Genomic DNA, 12,855 nt, shown 5'->3' with positions numbered 1-12,855 from the left:
TTCCACTCTCCTCGACTTGGGTCAGAGCTTTATGACGGCTGGTCAGTCCCAAGGGCTCGATAGTGGAATGATCAGGAAATCCGAGACACGAATAACGCTGCGGCAGCCATAAGCCACCAGATGGGGTAGCGCAGGGCGCCAGTTGGCCCGGTCGGCGACGGCAATCGGTGCAAGCCGGTGACGACCGGAGATACGGGCCGGCACATCGCCGCGGCAGCGCGGCACCCCGTGATCGCCGCCGTGGCATGCCGCGCGCCGCTGCGGGTAGTCGCGCTTGCGACTTCGTACACCGGCGACCCCCCAGGGAGGCGGAACCCATGCTGATGGCACACCCCGCGGTACTGCAGGACCTCATCGCCCAGTACGAGACCCTCACCCTCCTCGGGGCCGGGAAGAGCACCCCGCAGGCCCGGCAGCGACTCGCGGACATTTCGTACACGCTGTGCGTGGCCACGGGGACGGGCGACACCGACATGGCCCTGATCGCCGCCCGGCACCGTCTCTCCGGGGCCCGGCCCGACGACGACTCCCTGCTGCAGACGTCCGCCTCGCCGGCGGCGCCCGCTGTCTGATGCAAGAGACGTGAGAGATGCGAGAGATATGAGACGGGCCGCCGGCCGAACCCGCGGCCGGCCGGGCTCGGCCCGCTGAACACACCGGTTCCTCGGCGCGGTTGCGCCCGATACTCCGCCCAGTCGCCCCCGCGCCTCGGCGCCCCTGCCCCCTGCCTCCGCCCGGTTGCTCCCCCGCCGCGACGTCGGCGCACCCGCCCCCGAACTCGTTGCTTCCCGCTTCTGGTCGGCGAGACCTACCGGGCGGTATACAGAGCCGGTCGAACACGCGAGGGACGTTCTACGGTCCGTCACCGCGCGAGATACCGGTCTCAGGGGGAGGACTCATGGCGAACGACACGCGTCCGGCGGACGGTGCGAGAGGCCGACGGCGGGTCGCCGTGCTGGGTACGGCGCTGGGCGGTTGCGCGCTCGTCGCCGCCGCCACGGCACCGGCCGCCGCACACCCCGCCGGACACGGCCGCGACCTCGATTACGTGGCCCTCGGCGACTCCTACACATCGGGCCCCGGCATCCCGCGCCAGGTGGACGCCGGCTGTGCCCGCTCCGACCACAATTACCCCTCGCTGGTGGCGGCACAGCGCCAGGTGACCGCCTTCACGGACGTCAGCTGCGCCGGAGCGACGACCGCCCAGATGTGGCAGGCGCAGGGCACCAACCCGCCCCAGCTCGACGCGCTGGGCCGGGACACTGATCTGGTGACCGTTCAGATCGGCGGCAACGACGTCGGGTTCGGCTCGATCATGACCACCTGCGCCCGCCTGGCCGGCCAGGATCCGACGGGCAACCCCTGCGAGCGCTCCTACGAGGCGTCCGGTTACGACGAGCTGGCCCTGGCTGTGCTGCGGACCGCGCCGAAGGTCGACCGGGTGCTGCGGGCCGTGCACGCGAGGGCGCCGCACGCGCGCGTGGTGGTCGTCGGCTACCCGGACCTGCTGCCCGACGACGGCAGCGGCTGCTTTCCGCAGGTGCCTTTCGCACAGCAGGACTTCGCCTACCTGCGGGACACCGAGAAGCGGCTCAACCTGATGCTGCGCGTGGCGGCCGGCCTCAACCGGGCCGAGTACGTCGACACCTACGGCCCCACGGTCGGGCACGACATGTGCAAGGCGCCCGCGGACCGCTGGATCGAACCGCTGCAGCCGGCCTCGCCCGCAGCCCCGGCCCACCCCAACGCCACGGGCGAGCAGGCCATGGCGCAGGCGGTCCTGGGCCGGCTGGACAGGCGGCACGGGCGCGGCTGAACCGGCGGCGGCCACCGCAAACGCCCGCCGGGGGCCGCCGTATCCCTGCCCCTCAGTCGCCAAGGGCGCCCAGCACCACGGCCTGGGCCTCCTCCTGCACGCGGGCGAGGTGCTTGGGGCCGAGGAAGGACTCGGCGTAGACCTTGTACACGTCCTCGGTGCCCGAGGGGCGGGCCGCGAACCAGGCGTTGTCGGTGGTCACCTTGATGCCGCCGATGGCGGCGCCGTTGCCGGGCGCCTCGGTGAGCACGGCCCTGACCGCCTCTCCGGCGAGCGTGTCGGCGGTGACCTGGGCCGGGGACAGCTTGCCGAGCAGGGCCTTCTGTTCGCGGGTCGCGGGCGCGTCGATGCGGGCGTAGGCCGGTGCGCCGAAGCGGGCGGTCAGGCCGGCGTAGTGCTCCGACGGGGTGCGGTCGGTGACGGCCGTGATCTCGGAGGCGAGCAGCGCCAGGATGATGCCGTCCTTGTCGGTGGTCCACACCGAGCCGTCGCGGCGCAGGAAGGAGGCGCCCGCGGACTCCTCGCCGCCGAAGCCGAGAGTGCCGTCGGCCAGTCCGTCCACGAACCACTTGAACCCGACCGGAACCTCGACCAGGTGACGGCCGAGGTCGGCGGCCACCCGGTCGATCATGGTCGAGGACACCAGCGTCTTGCCGATGCCCGTGCCGGCGGGCCACTGCTCGCGGTGCCGGTAGAGGTAGGAGATGGCGACCGCGAGGTAGTGGTTGGGGTTCATCAGGCCCGCGTCCGGGGTGACGATGCCGTGCCGGTCGGCGTCGGCGTCGTTGCCGGTGGCGATGCGGTACCGGTCGCGCTGCTCGATGAGCGAGGCCATCGCGTACGGCGAGGAGCAGTCCATACGGATCTGGCCGTCCCAGTCCAGCGTCATGAAGCGCCAGGTGGGGTCGGTGTGCGGGTTGACCACGGTGAGGTCGATGCCGTGCTGTTCGGCGATGCGGCCCCAGTAGGCGACGGAGGCCCCGCCGAGCGGGTCGGCGCCGATGCGCACGCCGGCCGCGCGGATGGCGTCCAGGTCGAGCACGCTCGGCAGGTCGCCGACGTAGGCGCCGACGAAGTCGTACCGCCCGGTGGTGTCCGCGGTGAGGGCCCGGGCGCAGGGCACCCGGCGTACGTCCTTCAGGCCGCCCGTGATGATCTCGTTGGCCCGGTCCTGGATCCAGGAGGTCGCGGCGGAGGCCGCCGGGCCGCCGCTCGGCGGGTTGTACTTGAAGCCGCCGTCGGCGGGCGGGTTGTGCGACGGCGTGACGACCACGCCGTCGGCGAGGCCTGAGGTGCGGCCCCGGTTGTGGGTGAGGATCGCGTGCGAGACGGCGGGGGTGGGCGTGTAGCCGTCGGCGCTGTCGATGAGCACGGTCACGCCGTTGGCGGCGAACACCTCCAGCGCGGTGACCTTCGCGGGCTCGGACAGGGCGTGGGTGTCGGCGCCGAGGAAGAGGGGGCCGTCGGTTCCCTGGCGCGCGCGGTACTCGCAGATGGCCTGGCTGGTGGCGGCGATGTGATCCTCGTTGAAGGCGCTCGCCAGGGACGAGCCCCGGTGCCCGGAGGTGCCGAACGCCACCCGCTGTGCCGGGTCGGCCGGGTCCGGGTGCAGTGCGTAGTACGCCGTGACCAGCCGGGCCACGTCGACAAGGTCCTCGGGACCGGCCGGCCGGCCGGCGCGCTCGTGCGGCATGGGTCCGCTCCTCCGCGTGGGTGTGGTCGATCGCTCACTGCCCATCTTTCCTCGTCAGGGCCCTGACACGCGAGTCCGCCCCGCCTCATGATCCGGTGCTTCGATCTTCCCGCCGTCCCGCCGTCCCGCTGTCCAGACAGGACGCCTTCCACAGACAGGTCTTCCACCGCGCTCGCCGTGTCGGCGGCGGCCGGGGCCGACGTGGTCCGGGTGCTGAAGGCGCGCGCTGTTCCTCGTGTGGTTCGCCCGCCGGCGGCGCAACGCCGGCCTTCTCTCCCCCGACGCGGTGCGCGGCTCGGCCGGGTGGGCCGTGGTCGCCTGGCCGATACCGGTGATCAATCTCTGGCCGCCGCCCTGGCGGTCGCCGTGATCCAGCGCATCACGGCACGGCAGGCCGCCGCATTCGGCTCCGGGAACCCCGGTGCCCGCGTCCGACGGCCTGCCGCACACGCCGTAGCACGCGCGCGTCAGCCGATGTGGTAACTGTCCCCGTACACCTTCCAGTCGAGCGGGGTGTGCAGGTCGAGGTTGCCCTTGCGCAGGAACACCCGCTGCTCGGTGTCGACGCGGCTGGTGTCGCTGTGCGCCTCCTCCTGCTTCATGGCCCACACCCTGGCGTCGAGGAAGGCGTTGAGGTACGTCGTCTCGTTGCCGCCCTGCGCCGGCGGCTTGGCGCTGCGCAGGGCGCGCTTGCGGATGTTGCGGAAGCTGGTCGGGTCGTCTCCGTCGCCGTGCATGACGATGGCGTCGTAGTAGCAGAACTGGCCGAGGGCACGCAGGCCGTCCGCCTTGCCCTGGGTGACCGCGGGGTCGAAGTAGACGCGGTCTCGCTCGTCGTTCTGGCACTGCTGGAACACGGTGTCCTGGGCGGCCCTGCGCCAGTCCTTGGGGAAGTTCGGGTCGAGGCCGGCGTGCGAGTCGGTGCCGTTGACCTTGCGCAGGGCGGGCAGGTACGCGGCGAGGACGTTGCCGGGCTTGCGGTCGGTGTAGAGCTGGACCACATCGAGCATGTCGCCGGTGCCGGAACAGAAGCCGATGATGCCGCCGGTATAGCCGCGGCCGTCGCCGATGTCCTCGATGTACTTGTACTGGGCCTTCCAGTCGAGCGAGGAGTTCTCCGCGCTCGACACGAGTTCCATGGCGATCTCCTTCTTCGCCGGGTCGTCGAGGCCCGGCGCGGCCGCAGGGGCGGCGAGGGCGCGCTGGGTGCCTATCAGGGCACCGGAGGCGAGTGCGCCGAGCGCGGCGACGACGGTCCGGCGGGAGAGGCGGGCGGGGGCTGTTTCGCGGTCTGCGTGCACCACAGGGCTCCAAGGAGGGGTGGGGGGTGGCGAGTTGGTCCGTACGCCTACTGGTAGGAAAGTTTCCTATCAAAGCCAGCCGGCCCGGGTAACCCGGATGCGACAAGTTCGTAGGTTCGAACAGCTGGCACCGCGTGTCAGAAAACCCTGGACAGAAGGAAAAAGTAGGACATAATGGAGGTAGCTCGGACAGCGTTGTCATCGGGTGGCCACTGTCCCCTGCCTCTCATTCCCCCGCGTTCGTCCCGCGACTTCGAGGAGCCGCTCACCGCATGGCGTACGGAGCCCACCGCAGCCCCCTTCTGCCTCCCCACCCCGATCTGACCCTCGCCCGCGACTGCGAGCAGTGCCTCGGCTGGGGAACGGTCGTCACCCGCGACGGGGACCACGAACTGTGCCGCATCTGTCAGCCCGCCTCCGGCGACGACGAGGACACCTACCCCGCCGGTTCCTGACACACGTCAGCCCGCCACGTCGGCCGGTGAGCCGCCGCCCGGGCGAGAACCTGGCCGCTGATCGCGGCGACGTACCGTGGAGGCATGGCCGCCCCTCCGCTCCCGGGTCCGCTGGCGCACCTGGCGCCTCTGCTCGGCCACTACGGCTACTGGGCCGTGGGGGCCGTCGTCTTCGTGGAGGACTTCGGGATCCCTGCGCCCGGCGAGACGATTTTGCTGGCCGCCGGGGTGTATGCGGGCGCAGGGCGGCTGAACGTCGTCGCCGTGGCGGTCGTCGCGTTCATCGCGGCCGTCGCCGGGGACAACGTCGGCTATCTGATCGGCCGGGTCGGCGGGCGGGCCTTCGTGCACCGGTGGGGCCGGTACGTCTTTCTGACGCCGAAGCGGTTCCAGGCCGCCGAGGCGTTCTTCGGCCGGCACGGCGGCAAGATCGTGACCGTGGCCCGCTTCATCGAGGGCCTGCGCCAGGCCAACGGCATCATCGCCGGCACCACCGGCATGCGCTGGCGCCGCTTCCTCGCCTTCAACGCACTCGGCGCCGCCCTGTGGGTCGGCCTGTGGACGACGCTGGCCTACCTGGCGGGCCGGCACATCACGACCGTCTACGACGAGATCTCGCGCTACCAGCTCTACGTCCTGATCGCCGCCGCCGTCCTGGTCGCGGCTCTCGTCGCATGGCACTTCGTACGACGGCAGCACGAGCACTGACCCGCCCCGCGCGCCCCGCCCAGCCGCCCGCGGCGCACTGGCGGGGGCGTCGAGCGTTCCCGACAGCCCACTGACCGGAGGTCCGGGAGCGAACTGGTATGTGCTCAGGTGTTACCTGTGGGTAATCGCGGGTGGTTTGATGTGCGGCGCCACTTCGCCCCCTTCGTCCGACAGGGAGATCCAGTGACACCCTTCGCATCGCGCCGCGCACTCGCCGCTGCCGTGCTCGCCCTCGCCCTGCCCGCTGCCGCGCTCGCCGGCCCGACGCCCGCAGCCGCCGCCGAACCGGCACCCGCGCTGAAGGTCCTGACGTACAACGTCTTCCTGATGAGCAAGAACCTCTACCCCAACTGGGGGCAGGACCACCGGGCCGCCGAGATACCGAAGGCGTCCTTCTTCCGGGGCAACGACGTCGTGGTGCTGGAGGAGGCGTTCGACAACTCCTCCTCGGACGCGCTGAAGAGCGCGGCGGCAGCCGCATACCCCTACCAGACACCGGTGGTGGGGCGCAGCCGCACCGGCTGGGACGCGACCGGAGGGGCGTATTCCTCGACCACGCCGGAGGACGGCGGGGTCACCGTCCTGAGCAAGTGGCCGATCCTCCACCGGGAACAGTACGTCTACAAGGACGCGTGCGGCTCCGACTGGTGGTCCAACAAGGGCTTCGCCTATGTGGTGCTGAACGTGAACGGAACCAAGGTTCATGTGATCGGCACCCATACGCAGTCCACGGACTCGGGCTGCGCCGCGGGTGAGGCGGCGCAGGACCGCAGCCGCCAGTTCCAGGCGATCGACGCCTTCCTGGACGCCAAGAACATCCCGGCCGACGAGGAGGTGCTGGTCGCGGGAGACCTCAACGTCGACTCGTGGAGCGCCGAGTACACCTCGATGCTCGCCGACGCCGGCCTGACCGGGGCCGACGCGCGCACCGGGCACCCGTACTCGTTCGACACCCAGGAGAACTCCATCGCCCGCTACCGCTACCCGGGCGATCCACGCGAGGACCTCGACTACGTCCTTCCCCGCGCCGGCCATCCCCGTCCCGCCAGGTGGACGAACGAGGTCGTCCAGGAGGAGTCGGCGCCCTGGACCGTGACCAGCTGGGGCACGTCGTACACCTACACCGATCTGTCGGACCACTATCCGCTGCGGGCCTGCGCCGGCTAGGACGAGGTGCGTGTGGGCCGGGCCCCGGCCGGGTCCGGCCCGGGCTGCCGGGTGTCGTCGTCGGCGCGCTCGTGGCCGCCGCGCAGGGCGGAGGCCAGCGCGGCGGCCAGTGACATGACCGCGGCCACCGTGAAGACGATGGTCAGACCGTGGTGGAAGGGTCCGGAGACCAGCTCAGGAAAGAAGGTGTGGCCCGTCAGCCCGGCCCGCTGGGCGGCGGTCAGGTGGCCCAGGGTGCCACCGGAGCCGAGCAGATGACCGATCGGGTTGTCGCCGAGGAACGTGGCGAACAGAGTGCTGACCGGCGGCAGCGCGGCCACCTCGTGCGCGGTCCCGGCGGGCACGCCGTGCGCCTGGAGTCCGCTGCTGAGGGTCTTCGGCAGGGTGCTCGCGAGGCCGGAGACCATCAGGGAGAAGAAGACGCCGATGGACAGGGCCGTGCCGGAGTTCTGGAAGGTGGCGCGCATGCCGGAGGCCACGCCCCGGTGGCGGGCCGGCACGCTGCCCATGACGGAGGAGGTGTTGGGCGAGGAGAACATGCCCTGGCCCAGGCCGTTGAGCAGCAGCAGCGTCGCGAAGAGGCCGTACTCGAAGTTCACCGGGAGGGCCAGCAGGCCGAGGAAGGAGGCGGCGACGATCACCAGTCCGGCGGTGGAGAAGACACGCGCGCCGAACCGGTCGGACAGATAGCCGGAGACCGGCCCGGCGACGAGGAAGCCGAAGGTGAGCGGCAGCATGAAGATGCCCGCCCACAGCGGGGTGTCCTCGAAGTCGTAGCCGTGCAGCGGCAGCCAGATGCCCTGCAGCCAGATGATCAGCATGAACTGCAGTCCGCCGCGGGCGATCGCGGTCAGCAGGGCGGCCAGATTGCCGGCGGCGAACGCCCGCACCCGGAACAGCGAGAGCCGGAACATGGGCTCGGCGGCCCGCGTCTCGACGAGGCAGAACACCAGCAGCAGGCACACGCCGCCGATCAGGCCCGTGAGCACCCAGGGGTTGGTCCAGCCGGTGGGACGGCCGCCGTAGGGCTGGATGCCGTAGGTGATGCCGGCGAGCAGGATGCCGGCGCCGGAGGCGAAGGTGAGGTTGCCGAGCCAGTCGATGCGGCCGCGCCCGCCGGCCGAGGTCTCGCGCAGGCTCAGGTACGACCACACGGTGCCGGTGACGCTGACCGGGACGCTCACCCAGAACACCGCCCGCCAGTCCACCGCCGCGAGCAGGCCGCCGGCGAGCAGGCCCAGGAACTGCCCGGCGAGCGCGGTGATCTGGTTGACGCCGAGGGCCATGCCGCGCTGCCGGGCCGGGAAGGCGTCGGTGAGGATGGCGGCCGAGTTGGCGGTGAGCATGGAGCCGCCGAAGGCCTGCACGATGCGCCACAGGATCAGCCAGAGCGCGCCCGCACCCGCCCGGAACGGGTCGAGGGAGAGAGCGACGGAGGCGCCGGCGAAGACCAGGAAGCCCAGGTTGTAGATCCGCACCCGGCCGAACATGTCGCCGAGCCGGCCGAGGACGACCACCAGGACGGCAGAGACGAGCAGATAGCCCAGGATCATCCACAGCAGGTAGCCGATGTTGCCGGCCGCGAGCGGGTCGAGGCCGATCCCACGGAAGATCGCCGGCAGCGAAATGATCACGATGGAGGCGTCCATCGTGGCGATGAGCACGCCGAGCGTGGTGTTGGAGAGGGCGACCCACTTGTAGCCGGGGCCCGGAGGTGTGTCGCGCAGGCGGGCGGAGCGGGCGAGCAGCCGGGCGCGCAGACCGCCGGCCGGGGAGCCGTGCGGGGCGGAGGCGGGGCCGGTCACAGTCGTTCCGCCAGCCGGTCGAGCAGGGGCAGGGCATCGTGCAGGGCCTGCCGCTCCTGCGGGGTGAACTCCTCCAGGGCGTGCGCGAGGCGGCTCACGGACTCCGAGCGGCGCTGTTCCAGCACGGTCCGTCCCTCGTCGGTGATCGACACGATGGCCCGGCGGCGGTCGGCCGCGTCCGGGGTACGGCTCACCAGTCCGCGGTGTTCGAGTCCCGTGAGCGTGCTGGCCATCGCCTGCGGCCGGACCCGTTCCAGCTCGGCCAGCGAGCCGGGCGAGTCGGGACCGGTGCGGGCCAGCCGGGCCAGCACCGAGACGCCGGACAGCGTCACGTCCCCGACCGCGTGCGCCTGCCGCAGTCGGCGGACGACCCGGCCCATGGCCAGCCGCAGCGCGGCGGCAAGTGCAACCGTGTCCATGGGTACTAACGATAGGCTTATCAGTTTGGACTGTTCAACCAAACGTAAGTAGTCACGGGTCCGGTTACTGGTTTGGATGGCGTCCCAGTGGCAAGCCGAATGTCGTCCAGACACCGCGAACACGTTGGGATGTGACACCGATGGCTGGCAATCAGAAGGCGAAGGGCAAGGTCGAGCAGGCCAAGGGCAAGGCCAAGGAGGCCGTGGGCCGCGCGGTCGGCAACGAGCGCCTGGAGGCCGAAGGGCGCATGGAGGGTGCCCGCGGAGACGCGCGGCAGGCCAAGGAGAAGGCCAAGGACACCTTCAAGCACTGACGCATGCCGGTTCAGGCGGCTGTTCGACTCCGAGCGGGTCCGGGAAACCCAGCGGACGCTGGCCTCCCGGGCCCGTTCCGCCGTGTACGGGGGACCGTTTCCACTGCCCGTGCCCGTGCGCCTCGCACGGCCGCGGCCCCTCACCAGGGGGGCCTGCGCAACTGGAGGATTCCCCGCGAACGTGCCCTTGACCGATGGCTCAGCGGGTAACCGGGCAAGGACGGCACGACCCCCCGTGTGCGCAGGAAGGGACCCTGATCCCGGAGGAAAAGGGCAACGACGTATGGACATCTCGCTCAGGACCCTCGCGACGACGCAGGCGCGCTCCGCGCCCCTGCGCTACAGCCGCACCTGGGACACCGGCGTGACCAGCATCGGCGACGCCAGAGACGCCGTCGCCTCCCTGCTCTCCCGGGCCCGGCCCGCACTCGCGCGACGCTCGGTTCAGGATGCCCAGCTCGTCGTCAGCGAACTGGTCACGAACGCGGCCAAGCACGCGCCCGGCCCGTGCGCCCTGTGCCTGGAACTGCTGCCCGACGCCGCGGCGTTGCGGATCACGGTGACGGACACCTCCGCCGAGCCACCCCGGCGCCGCCCGCCCGATCCCGGCCGGGTCGGCGGCCATGGACTGCACCTCGTCGCCATGATCTCCCGCGACCTGGAGGTGACCCGGCTCCCCCGCGGCAAGCGGGTCACCGTCACCGTACCGCTCACCGACGGGGAGACCGGCCCCGCGGTCAGCCGACCCTGATGCCCACGATGCAGGTGTCGTCGTCGGTGTCCGACTTGCTGTAGGTGAGCAACCGGTCCAGCTGCTGGTCCAGGGTCGTCGGCGCCGAGCGCGCCATGTCCAGCAGATGGGACAGCGACTCCTCCACCGAGCGGTCCCGGCGCTCGATCAGCCCGTCGGTGTACATCAGCAGGGTGTCCCCGGCGGCCAGTTGCTCCTCGGTCTCCTCGTACACCGCCTCCGGCAGGGCGCCCAGCAGCAGTCCCTTGAGCGCGGGCAGCGCGGTGGCGTCCCCCTCACGGACCAGCACCGGCGGGAGATGGCCCGCGCGCGCCCAGCGCAGGGTCCGGCGCTCGCCGTCGTACAGGCCGCAGACGGCGGTGGCGGTGACGGCACCCGTCAGATGGTGGGCGACGATGTTCAGCCAGGCCAGCAGCTGGGCCGGACCGGCTCCGGTGACGGCGAGCCCGCGCAGCGCGTTGCGCAGCACGACCATGCTGGTGGCCGCCTCGATGCCGTGCCCGGCGACGTCCCCCACGCACAGCAGCACCAGCCCGGAGGGCAGCACGACGGCGTCGTACCAGTCGCCGCCGACCAGCTGCTCGGTCTCGGCCGGTCGGTAGCGCACCGCCACCTGCAGGCCGGGCACTCGCAGCGGTGCCTGGGCGGGCGGCATGATGGCGTGCTGGAGCTGGAGGGTGAGCCTGTTGCGTTCGTGGGCCTGCTGCTCGGTCTGGGCGAGCTGGTCGCGGGTCGCGGCCAGGGCGACCTCGGTCCAGTGCTGGGCCGAGATGTCCTGGTAGGCGCCCCGGACGACGAGCAGCTGACCGCCGGTGTCGAGGACCGGTTCGGCGACCACGCGGATGTGCCGGGTCACCCCGTCCGGACGCAGCAGCCGGAACGCGGCCGACGCCGGCCTGCGGTGGTGCAGCAGCGCGCGCAGGAAACGGCCGATGGTGACGGCGTCGTCGGGGTGGGCGTGGGCGGGCAGGTCCTCCAGGGGGACCGGCGGGCTGGTGGTCGGGCGCCCGTACAGGTTGAACAGCTGGCCGTTCCAGGTGATCTCACCGGTCAGCTGGTTCTCCTCGAAGCCGCCGATCCGCCCGAGCCGCTGGGCGTGCTGCAGCAGGCTGGCCAGCCGCGCGGCCTCGTCCTCGATGCGCCAGATGAGCAGCACGCTGCAGCCGTGCCGGCTGATGCTGATGTCCGCAACCGCGGAGAGCGGCACCTGGTCGACCAGCGCGGTGAGCCGCATACGACTGGCGCGGAACGGCTCGCCGGTGGCGTAGACCCGCTCCACGCGCTGGAACAGCTCGCTGGAGCCGGCGGCCATGGGATAGGCCTCCAGCAGCAGGGCGCCCCCGACGACGGCCCGCGGCCGTCCCGCGGGGTCGAGGAAGCGGCTGTTGACGTGCTGGATGCGGAAGTCGACGAGCTGCCCGGTGTGGTCGAGGTGCGGCACCAGGACCAGCGCCGGGTCGTGCAGGCCGTCCGCCAGGTCCATCAGCTCCACCACGTCGGGCAGCACCCGGAGGTCCTGCGTGGCCGCGGAGGGCAGTACGAAGGTCTCCAGGGTGTGCGCGCAGAGCTCGGCAAGCGCCTCCACCTGCCGCACCACTGGGCGCGGCAACGGCTCCTCGGGTCCCGGCCAGGCGATCTCCAGGACGCCGTGGATCCGCCCGCCCGCACCCGCGGGTACGGCGATCCGGGCGCCGTCGGCGTAGTCCCGTCGGCCGATCGTGGGCAGCCCGGAGGCGGTGAGCGAGGGCAGCCACTGCCCGTCCGGCTCGGTCAGGCCGCGCCGGGCCACCGTGGCCACGTCGGGTGGGACGTAGCGCCAGCGGGCTGCCTCGGCCGCAGGGAATCCGGCGCTGCCCGCCAGGGTCAGCGACCCGTCGGAGCCGGCCGCCCAGATCGCGACGGCGACCGCGCCGAGCGGGCGCAGGGCGTGGTCGAGCAGCGAGTCGGCCATCGCCTGGGTGTCGGGCGCGGCGAGGACGCCGCTCTCGGCGGCACGCAGCCGTACGGCGGCCGACTCCTCGACCGGCCCGGCGGGGTCCGCGGCGACGGACAGGAACGCCTCGCTGACCTCCGTGACCCGGTCCCGGGCCGCCTGGTTGATGACGTCCACCGCGAACTCCAGCGGGGTCACCTGGGCCTGCTCGGCGAGTTCGGCGAGCTGGCGGGCGGCCTGGGCGGGGCCACAGCCCAGGCGCTCCACCAGGATGCCCTTGGCCAGCTCGATCAGCGCCCGGCCCTCGGCCTCCGCCTGCGCGGACCGCACCTCGCGGCGCAGCCGCTCCACGGTGGCGGCGAGCCTGCCCACCGGCGACGTCGCCGGAACGTCGGCCGTCATGGTGTCCACGGCCGGCAGTTGAGCGGGCGCGCCGGTCGGCGCGTCCGCTCCGGCCGGCGGTTCATGGCGGTTCACCGGTTCGGTACTCCTC

13 protein-coding genes are annotated in these 12,855 nt (G+C 72.0%); 8 read left to right on the top strand and 5 right to left on the bottom strand.

The genetic code is table 11. The annotated features are described in order from the left end of the window. Positions 1-317 precede the first annotated feature (317 nt). Complete coding sequence (locus ACZ41I_RS13875; protein ID WP_399767435.1) at positions 318-572, top strand: DUF5133 domain-containing protein; 255 nt, start codon at positions 318-320, stop codon at positions 570-572. Positions 573-898: 326 nt separating this feature from the next. After that, a complete protein-coding gene (locus ACZ41I_RS13870; RefSeq protein ID WP_468514146.1) occupies positions 899-1,816 on the top strand; it encodes an SGNH/GDSL hydrolase family protein in 918 nt (305 codons plus the stop codon). A 52-nt stretch (positions 1,817-1,868) separates the two neighbouring features. Here ACZ41I_RS13870 and pgm read toward each other — a convergent pair whose 3' ends face one another. Further along, positions 1,869-3,509: a phosphoglucomutase (alpha-D-glucose-1,6-bisphosphate-dependent) gene (gene pgm, locus ACZ41I_RS13865; protein WP_468514145.1), complete on the bottom strand. Its 1,641-nt coding sequence runs from the start codon at positions 3,507-3,509 to the stop codon at positions 1,869-1,871. 235 nt (positions 3,510-3,744) lie between these two features. Between pgm and ACZ41I_RS13860 the strand changes: the two genes are divergently transcribed. Beyond that, positions 3,745-3,879: a DUF4328 domain-containing protein gene (locus ACZ41I_RS13860; RefSeq protein ID WP_468514144.1), complete on the top strand. Its 135-nt coding sequence runs from the start codon at positions 3,745-3,747 to the stop codon at positions 3,877-3,879. Between the two features lie 97 nt (positions 3,880-3,976). Here the strand turns inward: ACZ41I_RS13860 and ACZ41I_RS13855 are convergent, their stop codons facing one another. Beyond that, positions 3,977-4,813, bottom strand: coding sequence for a chitosanase (locus tag ACZ41I_RS13855; RefSeq protein WP_399767426.1), 837 nt, complete (start codon positions 4,811-4,813; stop codon positions 3,977-3,979). A gap of 269 nt (positions 4,814-5,082) precedes the next feature. Between ACZ41I_RS13855 and ACZ41I_RS13850 the strand changes: the two genes are divergently transcribed. The 3 genes from ACZ41I_RS13850 (at position 5,083) to sph (ending at position 7,140) form a co-directional block, all read left to right on the top strand. After that, the gene (locus ACZ41I_RS13850) at positions 5,083-5,265 is read left to right on the top strand and encodes a hypothetical protein (protein WP_399767424.1); all 183 of its coding nucleotides are present in this window, start codon (positions 5,083-5,085) and stop codon (positions 5,263-5,265) included. An 84-nt stretch (positions 5,266-5,349) separates the two neighbouring features. Next, entirely contained in the window at positions 5,350-5,973 is a 624-nt protein-coding gene (locus ACZ41I_RS13845; protein WP_363219651.1) for a DedA family protein, read from the top strand. Positions 5,974-6,156: 183 nt separating this feature from the next. Then, positions 6,157-7,140 (top strand): sphingomyelin phosphodiesterase, encoded by a 984-nt coding sequence (gene sph, locus ACZ41I_RS13840; RefSeq protein ID WP_468514143.1) that lies wholly within the window; start codon positions 6,157-6,159, stop codon positions 7,138-7,140. Here sph and ACZ41I_RS13835 read toward each other — a convergent pair. Further along, entirely contained in the window at positions 7,137-8,789 is a 1,653-nt protein-coding gene (locus ACZ41I_RS13835) for an MFS transporter (protein WP_468514407.1), read from the bottom strand. The genes sph and ACZ41I_RS13835 overlap by 4 nt on opposite strands. A 152-nt stretch (positions 8,790-8,941) precedes the next feature. Next, positions 8,942-9,364, bottom strand: coding sequence for a MarR family winged helix-turn-helix transcriptional regulator (locus ACZ41I_RS13830; protein WP_468514142.1), 423 nt, complete (start codon positions 9,362-9,364; stop codon positions 8,942-8,944). Positions 9,365-9,504: 140 nt separating this feature from the next. On the opposite strand from ACZ41I_RS13830, the gene ACZ41I_RS13825 reads away from it, so the two are divergent. Together ACZ41I_RS13825 and ACZ41I_RS13820 are read left to right on the top strand one after the other, a co-directional pair. After that, the gene (locus ACZ41I_RS13825; RefSeq protein WP_191873756.1) at positions 9,505-9,678 is read left to right on the top strand and encodes a CsbD family protein; all 174 of its coding nucleotides are present in this window, start codon (positions 9,505-9,507) and stop codon (positions 9,676-9,678) included. 283 nt (positions 9,679-9,961) lie between these two features. Beyond that, complete coding sequence (locus ACZ41I_RS13820; protein ID WP_399767415.1) at positions 9,962-10,429, top strand: ATP-binding protein; 468 nt, start codon at positions 9,962-9,964, stop codon at positions 10,427-10,429. Here ACZ41I_RS13820 and ACZ41I_RS13815 read toward each other — a convergent pair. Beyond that, entirely contained in the window at positions 10,416-12,764 is a 2,349-nt protein-coding gene (locus tag ACZ41I_RS13815; protein ID WP_468514406.1) for a SpoIIE family protein phosphatase, read from the bottom strand. The genes ACZ41I_RS13820 and ACZ41I_RS13815 overlap by 14 nt on opposite strands. Between the last annotated feature and the right edge of the window lie 91 nt (positions 12,765-12,855).

It is taken from the genome of Streptomyces sp. NPDC030799 (assembly GCF_055572255.1).
This window is presented reverse-complemented; position numbering and strand designations above follow the sequence as displayed.